The following is a 14,967-nucleotide window of genomic DNA, read 5'->3' as shown; positions in this document are numbered from 1 at the left end:
GGTTAAAGCAGCGGTATTTAACCCCACCGTCTTTGACGCCTGAGCGGCGTCAAATCCACCTCCCCTGAAATCAGGGGAGGTGCTTGAATTACGATTCCATCAAAAGTCATACCGATCTAGCTGGCGCTCGCTTACTGACAAGGCGTCGATGATCGGTGGCCCATATCTGTAGCTTGACTTGCGTAACCCGATTGTGCCACCCCTGCTTTCTATCTAAGAGGGCGGGGGGCTTTTATGCGAAAAGCGTTGAATATTTTGGCGTGGGTGTTCGCCATCTTCATGTCTATGTCCGCATTGGGAGGTTTTATCTCTGGAGATTTTCTGCTCGGTACAGTGGTTCTTTTAATCGGGCTTATGGCGTTGCCTCCATTGTGGCAAGCCCTTGAAAAGCAAAGTATCAAAACGCCTGTATGGGTGAGATGGATTGCCGGGTTTGCTTTGTTCATCGCTTTCGCAGTGTTCAATGGCAGTCCGATATCTAGGAATACAACCAAAGATGCAAAGGCCGTCGCCACGGCAAACACTGATAAAGCTGCAATGCCGCTCTCAAGTCGTCCAACAAAGGAACAAAAGACAAAGCAGGCTCAAGCGTTCATGCAAGATGTCATTGCCGCCGCCTCGCCTTGCGACAAACTGAGCTTAGAAGTTGCAAGGGCTACGGAGGCTATGGATATGGTCGAAATTTACAGAACATCGCGCAACGCTGAACGCGTTTGTTCCGAAGCTAGGTCAGAATTCAACAGCATTCAGCTACCAAGTTACCTTACAAGTGAGGGCCGCAAGAATGTTCGTGAAGGATTGACACAAATGTCGAACGCTTACGATCAACGCGCTTACGGATATTCAAAGCTAAAACAAGCAGCCGATGGAGACCTGCGACCATCTGTCGTGACCGATGCTCAAGAGGCGATGGAGGGCGTTCAGGGACAGGTGATATCGGCAATTGCTACTCTTTACATGGCGCTTGGCGCTGATGGTGCGGACCCTGAAAAAATAATGGAGTCCGCGACTTAGGCCCGCCAACCTTATAATGACGTTGGGCGAAACCCTGCTAAGCGTGCTGAAGGGTTAAACCCTTGGGCTTCCCTCTGAATAAGGAGGGAGCCCGACCGCCATATACTCGTCACGAAAAGCGCGTAGCCTCCGGGTTGCGCGCTTTTTTGTTGCCGCCGAGGCATGATGGACGCATAATGTGAGCGCTAACATTTAATATCAGGGTCATTGAAAATGACTATTGGTATGCCCATCGAGACTGTCTTATGTCTCTGATACATATGAGACAGTCTCGAGCTTCCAACGGCCGGATGCGGTGAGCCTCTTCGGTCGTTGGCGTAACGGCTAAATCGTATACGATTTTTCCGGCTTAAGAGGTTCTCAACACCTCTCAAAGAGAGTATAGACCTTCCTGTCAGGCGGTGTCGTTATTGGCCGCCTCAACCCAAGTACGAAAGGGAGACGGTGTCGTAATTGGCCGTCTCGCAAGGTATAGAATGGCGGACGATTCCGGTCGGCTGAACCAGGTTTTCGCGGAGACCTCGTTCCTTTATGGCGGCAACGCCCTGTTCATCGAACAGATTCAGGAGCAGTGGGCAAAGGACCCCAGCTCTGTCACTCCCGCCTGGCGGGCCTTCTTCGATCAGCTTATGGACAACCCGACCAACGTGGCGCAGAACGCCTCGGTGGGTGGTTGGGCGCGCCCCGTTGTGGAAAAGCGCGATGAGCTGACCTCGGCGCTGGACGGGTTCTGGCCTGCCGTCGAAGCCAAGGCTGCCAAGGGCATTGCCGAAAAGAACGCCAAAGATACCGCTGCCGGTAAGGCCGCGCCGGCCTCTGCCGCCGACCTGCAAAACGCCGCACGCGACTCCGTGCGCGCCCTCATGCTGATCCGCGCCTACCGCATCCGTGGTCACCTTCAGGCCAATCTCGACCCGCTGGGTCTGGAGCCGAAGGGTGAAAACCCGGAGCTGCTGCCGGAACACTGGGGCTTTAGCGCCGCCGACATGGACCGCCCGATCTTCATCGACGGCGTGCTCGGTCTCGAAACGGCCACACTGAAAGAAATCATCCAGATCCTGCGCCGCACCTACTGCGCCAATGTCGGCGTGCAGTACATGCACATTTACGACACGGCGGAAAAGGCGTGGATTCAGGAGCGCATCGAAGGCCGCGACAAGGAAATCACCTTCACCAAGGAAGGTAAGATCGCCATCCTCAAGAAGCTGATCGAGACCGAAGGCCTCGAACGCTTCCTGCACCGTCGCTTCCCCGGCACCAAGCGCTTCGGCCTCGACGGCGGTGAAGCCCTGATCCCGGCCATGGAACAGATCATCAAGCGCGGTGGCAATCTGGGCGTGAAGGACCTCATTCTGGGGATGCCGCACCGGGGCCGCCTCAACGTGCTGACGGCCGTGATGGGTAAGCCCTATCGCGCCCTGTTCCACGAATTCCAGGGCGGTTCGACCGTGCCGCTCGACATCGACTCGACCGGCGACGTGAAATACCATATGGGCGCGTCTTCGGACCGCGCCTTTGACGGCAACAATGTCCACCTGTCGCTGACGGCCAACCCATCGCACCTTGAAATCGTCAACCCGGTGGTGCTGGGGAAGGCCCGCGCCAAGCAGGCCGCGCACATCAAGGCCAGGGGCGACGGTCAGCTCGACCGCAGCCAGACCATCCCGCTGATCCTGCACGGCGATGCCGCCTTTGCGGGTCAGGGCGTGGTGGCCGAGTGTTTCGCCCTGATGGGGCTGAAGGGCTACAAGACCGGCGGCACGCTGCACATCATCGTCAACAACCAGATCGGCTTTACGACGGCGCCGCGCTTCTCGCGCTCCTCGCCCTATCCGTCGGATCAGGCACTCGGCGCGCAGGCTCCGATCCTGCACTGTAACGGTGACGACCCCGAAGCCGTGGTCTATTGCGCCAAGGTTGCCACCGAGTTCCGGCAGAAGTTTGCCAAGGACGTGGTGATCGACATGTTCTGCTATCGCCGCTTCGGTCACAACGAAGGCGACGATCCGACGTTCACCCAGCCGATCATGTACGCCAAGATCAAGGACCATCCGTCCACGCGCGAACTGTACGGTCAGCGCCTGATTGCCGAAGGTGTGGCCACACAGGCTGAAATCGACGGCTGGATCGCTGAGTTTGATGCCTTCCTCAATGCCGAATTTGAGGCGGGCAAGGAATACAAGGCGACCAAGGCTGACTGGCTGGACGGCAAGTGGTCTGGCCTTGGCCTGCCCGAAGACGATGAGCGTCGCGGTTTCACCTCGGTGCCGCGCGCCAAGCTGGAAGAGATCGGTCGCAAGATCACCACCATCCCCAACGAGATCGAAGCGCACAAGACGCTGCGTCGCGTCATCGAAGGCCGCCGCCAGGCGATCGACAGCGGGGAAAATATCGACTGGGCGCTGGCTGAGCATCTGGCCTTCGGCTCGCTGCTCGACGAGGGTTTCGACGTGCGCCTGTCGGGTCAGGACTCGATCCGCGGCACCTTCTCGCAACGCCACTCGGCCTTTATCGACCAGCGCACGGAGGAGCGTTACTTCCCGCTCAACCACCTGCGCGACGGTCAGGGCGCTTACGAAGTGATCGACTCGGCCCTGTCGGAAGAGGCAGTGCTGGGCTTCGAATACGGCTACTCGCTGGCTGATCCCAACACGCTTGTTATGTGGGAAGGTCAGTTCGGCGACTTCGTCAACGGGGCTCAGGTCGTCATCGACCAGTTCATCTCGTCGGGCGAACGCAAGTGGCTGCGCATGTCGGGCCTCGTCATGCTGCTGCCGCACGGTTACGAAGGTCAGGGTCCCGAACACTCGTCGGCGCGCCTTGAACGCTTCCTGCAACTGTGCGCCGAAGACAATATGCAGGTCGCCAACTGCACGACGCCGGCCAACTACTTCCACATCCTGCGCCGTCAGATCCACCGTCCGTTCCGCAAGCCGTTGATCATCATGACGCCGAAGTCGCTTCTGCGTCACAAGAAGGCGGTTTCGACCCTGACCGACATCTCGGAAGGCTCGTCCTTCCACCGCGTGCTGCACGACGATGCCGAGCGCCGTCCGGACGTGGCGGGTGTCAAGCTGGTGGCCGATGACAAGATCCGTCGCGTCGTGCTCTGCTCCGGTAAGGTCTATTACGACCTGGTGGATGAGCGCGAAAAGAAGGGCATCAAGGACGTCTATCTGATGCGTCTGGAGCAGTTCTATCCGTGGCCGATGAAGTCCCTGCTGACCGAGCTGGGCCGCTTCAAGAACGCCGAACTGGTGTGGTGTCAGGAAGAGCCGAAGAATATGGGCGGCTGGTCGTTCGTCGATCCGTGGCTTGAACTGACGCTCGACAAGCTGAAGATCAAGGCCAAGCGCGCCCGCTATGTCGGTCGTCCGGCCTCGGCCTCGACCGCTGCCGGTGTCATGAGCCGCCACCTGAAAGAGCTGGAAACCTTCCTGAACGAGGCCTTTGCGTAACCGCGCGGGCTGCCTGAACGAAGCTTCCTCAAACCCGTCCTTTGAAGGGCGCTGCCATTGAACCCTGAGCGCGCCCTTCACCCCCTGAATTTAAAAGATAAAATCGGAGCCTATACCCATGGCCGACATCCTTACCCCCGTCCTCGGCGAGTCCGTTTCCGAGGCCACCATTGCCAAGTGGACCAAGAAGCCCGGCGACGCCGTGAAGAAGGACGAGATCCTCGTCGAGCTGGAAACCGACAAGGTTTCGCTCGAAGTGGCCGCCCCCGCTGACGGCACCCTGACCGAAATCCTCGCCGGTGAAGGCGATACCGTCACCCCCGGTGCCGTGCTGGGCCGTATCGGTGCCGCCGGTGCGGCTGTCGCTGCGGCGCCCGTCGCGACTCCGGCGGCTGCGCCTGCCGCGGCTCCGGCCCCGGCTGCCGCTCCGGTGGCTGCCCCTGCGGCGGGCGGTGCCCTGCTCGACGTCAAGACCCCGGTAATGGGCGAGTCGGTGGCTGAAGGCGCCATCTCGCGCTGGGCCAAGAAGGTCGGCGAAGGGGTGAAGAAGGACGAAATCCTCGTCGAAATCGAAACCGATAAGGTCGCCGTCGAAGTGGCCTCTCCGGCCGATGGCGTGATCGCCGAAATCGTCGCCGCAGACGGCGCGACCGTCACGCCGGGTCAGGTCATTGCCCGTATCGCCGCCGGCGCTTCGGCGGGTTCTGTGGCCGCTGCCCCTGCTGCCGCTCCGGCTCCGGTGGCGGCACCCGCTGCGGCCCCGCAAAAGGCCTCTGAGCACCTGTCGCCCGCCGTTCAGCGTATCGTTTCCGAAACCGGCCTGAGCACGGCCGGTATCGCCGGTACGGGCAAGGACGGCCGTATCACCAAGGGCGACGCTCTGGCCGCCCTGTCCACGCCCTCGGCGGTCGCTGTGGCCCCGGTGGCTGCGGCACCCTCCGCTCCGGTCGCCCCGCGCGAAGTCGGCCCGCGTGAAGAGCGCGTCAAGATGACCCGCCTGCGTCAGACCATTGCCCGCCGCCTGAAGGAGTCGCAAAACACCGCGGCTCAGCTCACCACCTTCAACGAAGTGGACATGTCCACCGTGATGAGCCTGCGCAACGCCTATAAGGACGTCTTCGAAAAGCGCCACGGCGTGAAGCTGGGCTTTATGTCCTTCTTCGCCAAGGCCGTCGTCGCCGCTCTGAAGGACATTCCGGCGCTCAATGCTGAGATCGAAGGCACGGACATCATCTACAAGAACCACTACGACCTCGGTGTCGCCGTGGGTACGGAAAAGGGTCTGGTCGTGCCGGTCCTGCGTAATGTCGATGACCTGTCGCTGGCCGGTATCGAAAAGGGCATCGCCGCGCTGGGCAAGCAGGCACGTGACGGCACCCTGTCGCTGGATCAGCTGCAAGGCGGCACCTTCACCATCACCAATGGCGGCATCTATGGCTCGCTGATGTCTACGCCGATCCTCAACATGCCGCAGGTCGGTATCCTGGGGATGCACGCCATCAAGGAACGTCCGATGGTCGTCAACGGTCAGATCGTCGCCCGTCCGATGATGTACCTGGCCCTGTCCTACGATCACCGCATCGTGGACGGCAAGGAAGCCGTGACCTTCCTCGTCCGTGTCAAGGAAGGGCTTGAAGACCCGCAACGTTTCGTCCTCGACGTGTAATTTCGTGTTGTGACGTCACCTATTGGAAAGCCGTTCCGTTCCGCGGAGCGGCTTTTCTTTTATTTAGAGCCAGCGGTTTATCCACAGGGGAGCCCCATGCTGAAACGTCTTGTTTTGATCGTTATGGCCTTTAGCTTGAGCGGCTGTCTGACGCTTCAGCGCACCGAAACGGACTATCCGCGTGCCGGCGACTATCAGCCGGTGGGGTTTCCCAATGTGCGCTTTTCGGCCACTGATCCCAACATCCCCGCCCGTCTCGAAGCCGATGCGCGCAAGGAAATGCAACTGAACGGGATGCAGCGTTTCGACGTGCTGGCCCTGTCTGGTGGCGGTGCGGACGGGGCCTTCGGAGCCGGGGTTCTGGCCGGGTGGAGCAAGCGCGGTGACCGCCCGCAGTTTCGCATGGTCACTGGCGTTTCAACGGGTGCTCTGATCGCGCCGTTCGCCTATCTGGGGCCCGCCTATGATGAGAAGCTGAAAGACGCCTATACCAGCGGCGTGGCCGACAGCCTGACCAAGTCGCGCGGTCTGATGTCGCTGTTCACACCGGGCGTGCTGGATTCCAAAGCCCTGTACGCACTGGTCAGCACCTATGTCGATGAGACCATGGTGCGCGATATTGCCCGCGAACACCTCAAAGGGCGCCGCTTGCTGGTCGGCACCACCAATCTCGATGCCCAGACGGGTGTACTGTGGGATCTGGGGGAAATCTCGGCCATTGCCGTCCGCGACGGCTCAGCCGGCAAGATGCGCGAAGCCATCGACCTGATCCGTCAGGTGCTGGTCGCGTCTTCTTCGGTACCGGCGGCCTTTGCCCCGGTGATGATCACGGTCGAACCGGTGTCGGGCGGGCACAGCGTGCCGACCGGTCCGCGTCCGTTTCAGGAGATGCACGTCGATGGCGGCGTGACCCTGCCCTTCTTCATCCTGCCCGAATCCATGATGAACTGGACCGTGCCCAAGGGCCTGATCAGCGGCGGGCACATCTACGTCCTCATCAATGGCAAGATCACGCCGCAGCCCGCCATCACCCCCTATAACGCGTTGGAAATCATGGGCCGTTCGCTCGACACCCTGACCAAGGCGCAGGCGCGCGGCACCCTGATCAGTCTCTATGCCTTTGCCCAACGCAGCCAGATGGAGGTGTCCGAAGTGGCCCTGCCGGATGAATTTATCGAAGGCGGCCTTCTGGCCTTTGAAAAGGACTCCATGCGCCGCGTCTTCTATTACGGCTATCAGTTGGGAGCGTCGGACAAACTGTGGAAGTCGGATGCGCCAGCCAATTGAACCGGGCGCACAATCGTGCTTTAATAAAAACAAATATAATTATTCCTGTCAGGGGGAAGCCTTCATGTCTGTTCTGTTCCGCGCGGCTGTGACCGCCACTGCCGCTTTTTGTCTGCTGGTGTCCCCGGTCGCGCAGGCCGCCACCAACAGCAAGGCGGGGACGTTTAACTCAGCCGCTTCGCGCAAGGCCTGGCCGCATATTCAGCGCGCCATGACCGGCGACATGGCCGACATGGCCGACAAGGCGACGGAACTGAAGCCGGAATATGTGCTGTCTTACGGGCTGGCATTGGAGATGGGACGCGAACCGGTCAGCCTCACCAGCCTGCAAAAATCGCGCATCCAGAATGTGTTTCAGGACTTCCTGAACATGTACATCCGCAAGTCCGACAATATCAAACTGGATGGCCGCGAAGAGGCCCTGCTGGGGCAGCCGGATTTTTGGATCATGGTGGCGCGCGAACTGGGACGGCCGCAAACCCTGGCCATGATGCGTGAAATCCCGCTGCCGGGTATGGATGGCATGTCAGGCAGCGGTGGCTCGGCTTTCTTCACCGGGGGTGGCGGCGTGGACAATCAGTTCAGCAAAGAAGACTATACGCTCAAAGGCGACAAGGTGCTGAACCGCTACATGGTCTATGCGTCGCAGTCCTGCGTCATCTACGCCCGCACGGCGCAGCGTATGAAGCGCGTGCTGGCCATTCCGGCGTCGGAAACACCGCATCTGACGGCTGCGGCCTATAAGCAGACCTATGATACGGCGCTGATGCTCTATAAGGACGCCAACCGTCAGGGACCGCAGGCCTGCGGGTCGCGCGACTTCTATAATCAGGTTCTAACCTATGCCGACCGCAATATGGGGGGACTGGAAAAGCTGAAGGCCGATCCGACATTGGCGGCCGCGGCCATCGGCGAGACAGACACGACCTCTCAGGCGAATAAGCCGTAGGCAAGACCCTCTGCATGGGTTAAAACAGCGTTAACCCTGTTATGCGGAGCGCCTGTCCATGAAGTACGTGCGTTGGTTTATCGCCCTGATCGTTGTGGCCTATGTCGGCTGGATCGCCTTTCCCGTCATCAAATCGGCCCTGACCCCCAGCTATGGACCGCAGGTCTCGATGCGGCAGGCGGATGCCGACACGCATGTCGGCGGGGCCAGTATCCTCAGTGCCGATGACTCCTACGGAGCCGATGTAACGGCCGTGCCCGCCGACTCCATTCAGGGCGAAACCGCCGTGGCGGCCATTGAGACCGACAACAAGCCGGTCATCTGGCTGTGGGGCGGGGTGATCGTCTTCTATCTGATCGCGGCGTTTCTGTTTGCCAAGGGCAATGTGCGTGCCGCTCTGGCCTATGGCGCGGCCTTTGTGGCCGATGTGGTGCTGACCTTCCTGACCAAGGGGGAGGCGGGATCGGGCCTGTTTGACCGCATTCTCGAAATCCTCTCCGGCTGGGACCCGCGCTATACGCTGACTCTGGTGGCCATGGTGCTGGGCTTCATTATCCTGATGGCGCGTGGCCGTCCGTTGCCAAAGCGCCATCTGGCTTACGAAAACTAGCGTTTCCGCTCAAAATACCCACATAGGACTTGACCCCCGCCGCGTGGAATTTTACGGCAGGGCAGGAAGTCTTACGCGCTAAATTAAAGGCAATCTCCATGTCTCAGGACCAAAGCTTCGACGTCGTCATTATCGGGGGCGGCCCCGGCGGCTACAATGCCGCTATCCGCGCCGGTCAACTGGGTCTGAAGACCGCCATCGTTGAATCGCGCGGCGTTCTGGGCGGTACCTGCCTGAACGTCGGCTGTATGCCGTCGAAGGCCCTGCTGCACGCTTCGGAACTGTTCGAAGCCGCTCAGCACGAATTTAAGACCATCGGCATCGAAGTGCCCGCGCCGACGCTCAACCTCGTCCAGATGATGAAGGCCAAGCAGGACAGCGTGACCGCCCTGACCAAGGGCATCGAATTCCTGATGAAGAAGAACAAGGTCACTTACCTGCCCGGCTTCGGCAAGATCGAGGGTCAGGGTAAGGTGTCGGTCACGGCGCAGGACGGTTCGGTGCAGCACCTGACCACCAAGAATATCGTCATCGCCACGGGCTCTGAGCCGACACCGCTGCCGGGTGTCACCGTTGATCAGAAGCAGATCGTGGACTCGACCGGCGCCCTGTCGCTGCCGGCGGTGCCGAAGCACCTCGTCGTTGTGGGTGCCGGCATTATCGGCCTCGAACTCGGTTCGGTGTGGCGTCGTCTCGGTGCCAAGGTGACGGTGGTGGAGTTCCTCGACCGCATCACGCCGGGCATGGACACCGAAGTCGCCACGGGCTTCCAGAAGATTCTCGCCAAGCAGGGCTTTGCCTTCAAGCTGGGCACCAAGGTCACCGCGGCCAAGACGGGCGCGAACGGCGTCACCCTGTCGCTGGAAGCGGCCAAGGGTGGCAATCCGGAAACCCTCGAAGCCGATGTGGTGCTGGTCGCCATCGGTCGTCGTCCGTTTACGCAAGGCTTGGGTCTCGAAACCGTCGGCATCACCACCGATCAACGTGGCTTCATCCCGACCAGCCATTTCAAAACCGCGGCACCGGGTGTGTGGGCCATCGGTGACGTGATCACCGGCCCGATGCTGGCGCACAAGGCCGAAGAAGACGCCGTGGCCGCCATCGAGCTGATCGCCGGCAAGGCCGGTCACGTCGATTACGATCTGGTCCCGTCGGTCGTCTATACCTTCCCGGAAGTGGCCTGGGTCGGCAAGACCGAAGACCAGCTCAAGGCGGCGGGCGTTCAGTACAAGGTCGGCAAGTTCCCGTTCATGGCCAACAGCCGCGCCAAGATCAATCATGAGACCGATGGCTTCGTGAAGTTCCTGGCGGATGCCAAGACCGACCGCGTCTACGGCGTGCACATCATGGGCCCGCAGGCCGGTGAAATGATCGGCGAAGCCTGCGTGCTGATGGCGTTCGGCGGCGCTTCGGAAGACCTCGCGCGCATCTGCCACCCGCACCCTACCCGTTCGGAAGCCGTGCGTCAGGCGGCCATGGGCGTCGAAGGCTGGACGATGCAGGCGTAATGTTACTCACCCATCGATGCGCTGGTCGCGCATAGATGGGTGGCTTCTGATTTGTGAAAAATATCCTCGGGGCGGCCCTTCGGATATTTTTCGCTTTTTGCTATTTAAGACGAGAGGCGTGCCTTTCGTCTTTTTTAATTTTCGGGGGTGAAATGGGAACGGTTTACATTTTAACGAATGATGCGATGCCGGGTTTGGTTAAAATTGGTCGAACTGATGATGGTGATGTAACGGCTCGAGTTAGGCATATTAATGCGGCATCCGGTGTCCCTCTTCCATTTGAGGTATTTTACGCGGCAAGTGTCGAAAACTCTATTGGATGGGAACGCGCATTACATGAAGCATTCGCCGATAGACGAATCAATCCAAGGCGAGAATTTTTCAGAGTTTCACCCGATAAACCTCTAGCGATACTTCGTATGGCAGAAATTCAAGGGCAGAGGCTGGCAATTCCAAATCTTGAAGAGTTGGTAGAGCATCAAGAAGAGGTTTTGGCCGTAAATGAAGAAAGAATAAGGCGGTCGCCATTTAATTTTGAATCGGTAAATATTCCTATTGGGTCAGAACTATTATCTGTTTTCGACGAAAATATAAGCGCAACCGTTTATGACTCTCGGCGTATTTTATATAACAATGTAGTAAAAAGCCTGTCTGAATCAGCACGGGATGTTGCTAGGATGACTGGAAGAAATTGGCGAGCTGTACAGGGCCCCGCCTATTGGTTGTACAATGGTCGAACATTGAGTGAAATTAGAGAAGAAATAGAAACACGCGAATAATTCAGCCCTTCGGATGCGCCGCCGCATAGGCGCTGAGCAGGCGCTCGGCATCGACCTGCGTGTATTTCTGCGTCGTGGACAAGGACGCATGGCCCAGCAGTTCCTGAATCGAGCGCAGGTCTGCGCCTGACCCCAGCAGATGCGTGGCGAACGAATGTCTGAGGGCGTGCGGTGTGGCGCGATCCGACAGGCCCAGCCGTGAGCGCAGATGCTGCATGCTCAGTTGCACATGGCGCGGGCTGAGCGGCCCACCGCGCGGCGCGCGAAACAGCGCATCCTCTGCCGAAAGCGTAAAAGGCTGGAGGCGTGTGTAGGCCTCCACCGCCTCACGCACGGCCGCAAGCACAGGCACCAGCCGCGTCTTGTTGCCCTTACCCACAATGCGCAGCGTCTCACCCAGTGGCGTGTCCTTGACCATTAGCGACAAAGCTTCGGAAATGCGCAGACCGCAGCCGTAGAGCAGCAGCAGCACGGCCCGGTCGCGCGCCGCCTCCCATTCGGATGTGTCGGCATCCAGCTCGATTTCTGTCAGAAGACCCTGCGCCTGATCCTCATTCAGCGGGCGCGGCAGGCTGGTCTTCAGGCGCGGCCCCTGAGTGAGCGCCACCTGCGCATTGGCATAGCCCAGATGCAGGTCGAGATGACCGTGAAATGACTTGATGGCCGACAGGTGCTGCGCCAGCGAGCGCGCCGACAGGGGCTCATCCTTACTGCGCAGATACGCCATCCAGCCCCGAATATCGGCAGAGGTCAGATGCACCAGATCGTTCAGGTCAATGTCGGCCCCCAACGCCTTGCGCAGATGGCCGATATAGAGGGCAAAGGCGTGGCCATAAGCTTCCAGCGTGCGCGGCGACACGCGCTTTTGCGCCTTGAGATACTGGAGCCATTGCAAACGGGCAGCGTCGATGGTCATGCCCGTAAGTTTAAGGTTAATCTCTGACCAAGGACTTAAGACAATACGGGCCAGCGTTCGGCGACGCGCTCAACCACGCGGGCGATAAAGGCGACCAGTTCGGCCCCCATGTCCGGGCTGAAACCCTCCCAGTCGGCAGAGCCGAAAGCGACCGCGCCGGGGCGGCCTTCGCGCCACATGGCGGTGCGGATGACGGCGGCGGATTTGATGCGGCGGACCTCATCCCCGAACAGGGCGCGGCACACGCCATCCGGCCCCAGCAGAGACAGGCCGGTTTCGCCGATAATATAATCCACGCCACCGTAATCGAGCGTCATCCAGCCCAGCGGAATGGGCGCGGTGTCTTCCAGCGCAATGGTGGCACCGATAAGGCCGAAACGGTTGCGCACCTCTTCATTGAGGCGGCGGGCCAGGTCGGAATGGTTGCGCGCCTCCATCAGCGACAGGGCCAGGGCGTGCGCCTGCCCCTGCGCATCGAAATTGGCGCGCGCCGTCGCCTCGATCTGGCGGCGCATGTCGAAATCGCGTATGGCCTTGGCCTCCAGCCGCGACAGGGCGGCCGGTCCGAAGTCGATCAGGTTGCGCGTTTTAGGCTGAAGCCCCAGCTTGTCCAGCAGTTCTCGATCCTGCTTCAGTTCCTGCACAAAGTCCGGCAGGAGACCGCGCAGGGTCTGGTAATCCATCAGGGCGGCGAGGCGCTCGGTCGTCGTCGGGTCGCGGAAATCTGAGGACATGCAGGATATCAGGTGTGGTAAACGGCCGGTTAAGCTTGGCGTTGGCACAAGTGATGGCATAAAAAAGGCGTGGGGATGAGTCAATTCTATGGTTAACGCTTAAAATCTTATGGACAGTCCCGCCGACAGCCTGATCGAAGCCCCCGCCGTTGCGACCCGGCGGGCAAAGGTCGTGGTGCTGGCCCCCATAGACACGGCGCTCGACTACCTGATTCCGGACGATCTTGACCTCAGCGTGGGCGATCACGTGTGGGTGCCGCTGGGCCACGCCAAAGTGCGAGGCGTGGTGGTGGAACTGTATGACAGCGCCGAAGCCGCCAAACTGAAACCCGTTGCCGCGCGCATCGACGACCCGCGGGTGCCGGAGGCGAGCTTGCGTTTTTGGTTGTGGGCGGCCGCGTGGACCCTGACCGCGCCGGGCACCTTCCTCAAAGGCTGTTTGCAGGCGCTCAAGACCCCGAAGGCGCAGACCCGCCATGGTTATGTGCGGCGTGAGGTCGAAGCGCTGAAACCGACCGCGAAGCAGGCGCGCGTGCTGGAACTGGCCGCGCTCCCCCTGACGGCGGCGGAACTGGCGCAAGCGGCGGGGGTGACGCCGGGCGTGGTGCAGACGCTCGAAAAGAAGGGCTGGCTGGAAAAGGTCGAACTGAGCCGCGAAGGTTTCGCCGCCCCCGACCCGGATCATAAGACGCCCAGCCTGAATGCCGATCAGGCCGCCGCCGACCACCTGCTGCGCAACGAATGGGAGCGTCAGGGCTTTGCGCCGGTCCTGCTCGATGGTGTTACCGGTTCGGGCAAGACCGAGGTCTATCTGGAAAGCGTGGCGCGGGCCCTGCGCGATGATCCGACGGCTCAGGTGCTGGTGCTTTTGCCCGAAATCGCCCTGACCACGGCGGTGATGGGGCGGCTCCAGAGTCGTTTTGGTGTGCCGCCGGTGCAGTGGCATTCGGCAATCTCTGCGTCGCAGCGCCGGCGCATCTGGGACGGCGTGGCCACGGGGGAGGCGCGTCTGATCGTCGGGGCGCGCTCGGCCCTGTTCCTGCCCTATACCCACCTCAAACTCATCGTCATCGACGAAGAACACGACGGCTCCTACAAACAGGAAGAAGGCGTGCGTTATCAGGCCCGCGATCTGGCCGTTATGCGCGCTCACCGTGACGGCTTCATGGTGGTGCTGGCCTCCGCCACCCCGTCTTTGGAAACCCTGACCAATGCCCAGAAGGGCCGCTATGTGTGGGTGCGACTCGAAAGCCGCCACGGCACGGCGCAGTTGCCCGATATCGAGCTGATCGACATGAAGGCGCAGTCGCCGGAAAAGGGCTTCTGGCTGTCTGACCGGCTGGTGGGGGAGATACTGGCCACCCTGCAACGGCGCGAACAGGTGTTGTTGTTCATCAATCGTCGCGGCTATGCGCCGCTGGTCCTGTGCCGGGCGTGCGGAGAGCGCATGACCTCACCCAAGACCGATTCCTGGCTGGTCGAACACCGGGCGACGGGGCGGCTGGTCTGTCACCTGACCGGCTTTTCGATGAAAAAACCCGACCGCTGCCCGCATTGCGGCGCGCTCGACAGCCTGACCGCCATCGGGCCGGGGGTCGAGCGTATCCTTGAAGAGGTGCAGGAACGCTTCCCGCAGGCACGCGCTGAAATCTTCTCCTCGGACACCACGCCCGATGCCGACTCGTCGGCGGCCCTGATCAAGCGGGTGGAAAATCATGAGATTGACATTCTGATCGCCACGCAGGCCGCCGCCAAGGGGCACAACTTCCTCAACCTGACGCTTGTGGGGATTGTCGATGCCGATCTGGGCCTGAAGGGCGGCGATCTGAGGGCGGCAGAGCGGACGTTTCAGCTTCTGGCGCAGGCCACGGGTCGTGCCGGTCGGGCGACCAAGCCGGGTCGCGCCCTGTTGCAAACCTACACACCAGAGCACCCGGTGATGCAGGCCTTACAGGCGCAGGACCGCGAGGCCTTCTACGCCTATGAGCAGATGAGCCGCGACATCGCGCAGTTTCCGCCCTATGGTCGGCTGGGGGCGGTGATCCT

The 14,967-nt window shown here is 60.6% G+C and carries 11 protein-coding genes and 1 pseudogene; 10 read left to right on the top strand and 2 right to left on the bottom strand.

Going from position 1 to position 14,967, the window contains the following annotated elements; all coding sequences use genetic code 11:
* Nucleotides 1–234: 234 nt before the first annotated feature.
* The 9 genes and pseudogenes from Q0072_RS13625 (at nt 235) to Q0072_RS13585 (ending at nt 11,271) form a co-directional block, all read left to right on the top strand.
* Nucleotides 235–1,014 carry a hypothetical protein gene (locus Q0072_RS13625; protein WP_298331116.1) on the top strand — a complete coding sequence of 260 codons (780 nt, stop codon included), beginning with the start codon at nt 235–237 and terminating at the stop codon, nt 1,012–1,014.
* A 476-nt stretch (nt 1,015–1,490) separates the two neighbouring features.
* Nucleotides 1,491–4,472 carry a 2-oxoglutarate dehydrogenase E1 component gene (locus Q0072_RS13620; protein WP_298331114.1) on the top strand — a complete coding sequence of 994 codons (2,982 nt, stop codon included), beginning with the start codon at nt 1,491–1,493 and terminating at the stop codon, nt 4,470–4,472.
* 118 nt (nt 4,473–4,590) lie between these two features.
* A pseudogene (locus Q0072_RS13615) lies at nt 4,591–4,803 on the top strand (biotin/lipoyl-containing protein); the annotation flags it as partial.
* A gap of 126 nt (nt 4,804–4,929) precedes the next feature.
* Nucleotides 4,930–6,138 (top strand): 2-oxoglutarate dehydrogenase complex dihydrolipoyllysine-residue succinyltransferase, encoded by a 1,209-nt coding sequence (gene odhB / locus Q0072_RS13610; RefSeq protein ID WP_298331118.1) that lies wholly within the window; start codon nt 4,930–4,932, stop codon nt 6,136–6,138.
* A 96-nt stretch (nt 6,139–6,234) separates the two neighbouring features.
* Nucleotides 6,235–7,425: a patatin-like phospholipase family protein gene (locus Q0072_RS13605; RefSeq protein WP_298331112.1), complete on the top strand. Its 1,191-nt coding sequence runs from the start codon at nt 6,235–6,237 to the stop codon at nt 7,423–7,425.
* 64 nt (nt 7,426–7,489) lie between these two features.
* Nucleotides 7,490–8,374 carry a hypothetical protein gene (locus Q0072_RS13600; protein ID WP_298331110.1) on the top strand — a complete coding sequence of 295 codons (885 nt, stop codon included), beginning with the start codon at nt 7,490–7,492 and terminating at the stop codon, nt 8,372–8,374.
* A gap of 58 nt (nt 8,375–8,432) precedes the next feature.
* Nucleotides 8,433–8,984: a hypothetical protein gene (locus Q0072_RS13595; RefSeq protein ID WP_298331108.1), complete on the top strand. Its 552-nt coding sequence runs from the start codon at nt 8,433–8,435 to the stop codon at nt 8,982–8,984.
* A 98-nt stretch (nt 8,985–9,082) separates the two neighbouring features.
* Entirely contained in the window at nt 9,083–10,492 is a 1,410-nt protein-coding gene (gene lpdA / locus Q0072_RS13590; protein ID WP_298331106.1) for a dihydrolipoyl dehydrogenase, read from the top strand.
* 152 nt (nt 10,493–10,644) lie between these two features.
* Nucleotides 10,645–11,271 carry a GIY-YIG nuclease family protein gene (locus Q0072_RS13585; RefSeq protein ID WP_298331104.1) on the top strand — a complete coding sequence of 209 codons (627 nt, stop codon included), beginning with the start codon at nt 10,645–10,647 and terminating at the stop codon, nt 11,269–11,271.
* Nucleotide 11,272: 1 nt separating this feature from the next.
* Here the strand turns inward: Q0072_RS13585 and Q0072_RS13580 are convergent, their stop codons facing one another.
* Complete coding sequence (locus tag Q0072_RS13580; RefSeq protein ID WP_298331102.1) at nt 11,273–12,187, bottom strand: tyrosine recombinase XerC; 915 nt, start codon at nt 12,185–12,187, stop codon at nt 11,273–11,275.
* A 35-nt stretch (nt 12,188–12,222) separates the two neighbouring features.
* Nucleotides 12,223–12,921: a DUF484 family protein gene (locus Q0072_RS13575; RefSeq protein ID WP_298331100.1), complete on the bottom strand. Its 699-nt coding sequence runs from the start codon at nt 12,919–12,921 to the stop codon at nt 12,223–12,225.
* A gap of 109 nt (nt 12,922–13,030) precedes the next feature.
* Between Q0072_RS13575 and priA the strand changes: the two genes are divergently transcribed.
* Nucleotides 13,031–14,967 (top strand): primosomal protein N' (gene priA / locus Q0072_RS13570; protein WP_298331098.1); only part of this gene is annotated, 1,937 nt, incomplete at its 3' end.

The sequence above is a fragment of the Asticcacaulis sp. genome (assembly GCF_027484505.1).
GTDB lineage: Bacteria > Pseudomonadota > Alphaproteobacteria > Caulobacterales > Caulobacteraceae > Asticcacaulis.
The sequence above is the reverse complement of the archived record's forward strand: the minus strand, read 5'-3'. Positions and strand labels throughout refer to the sequence as shown.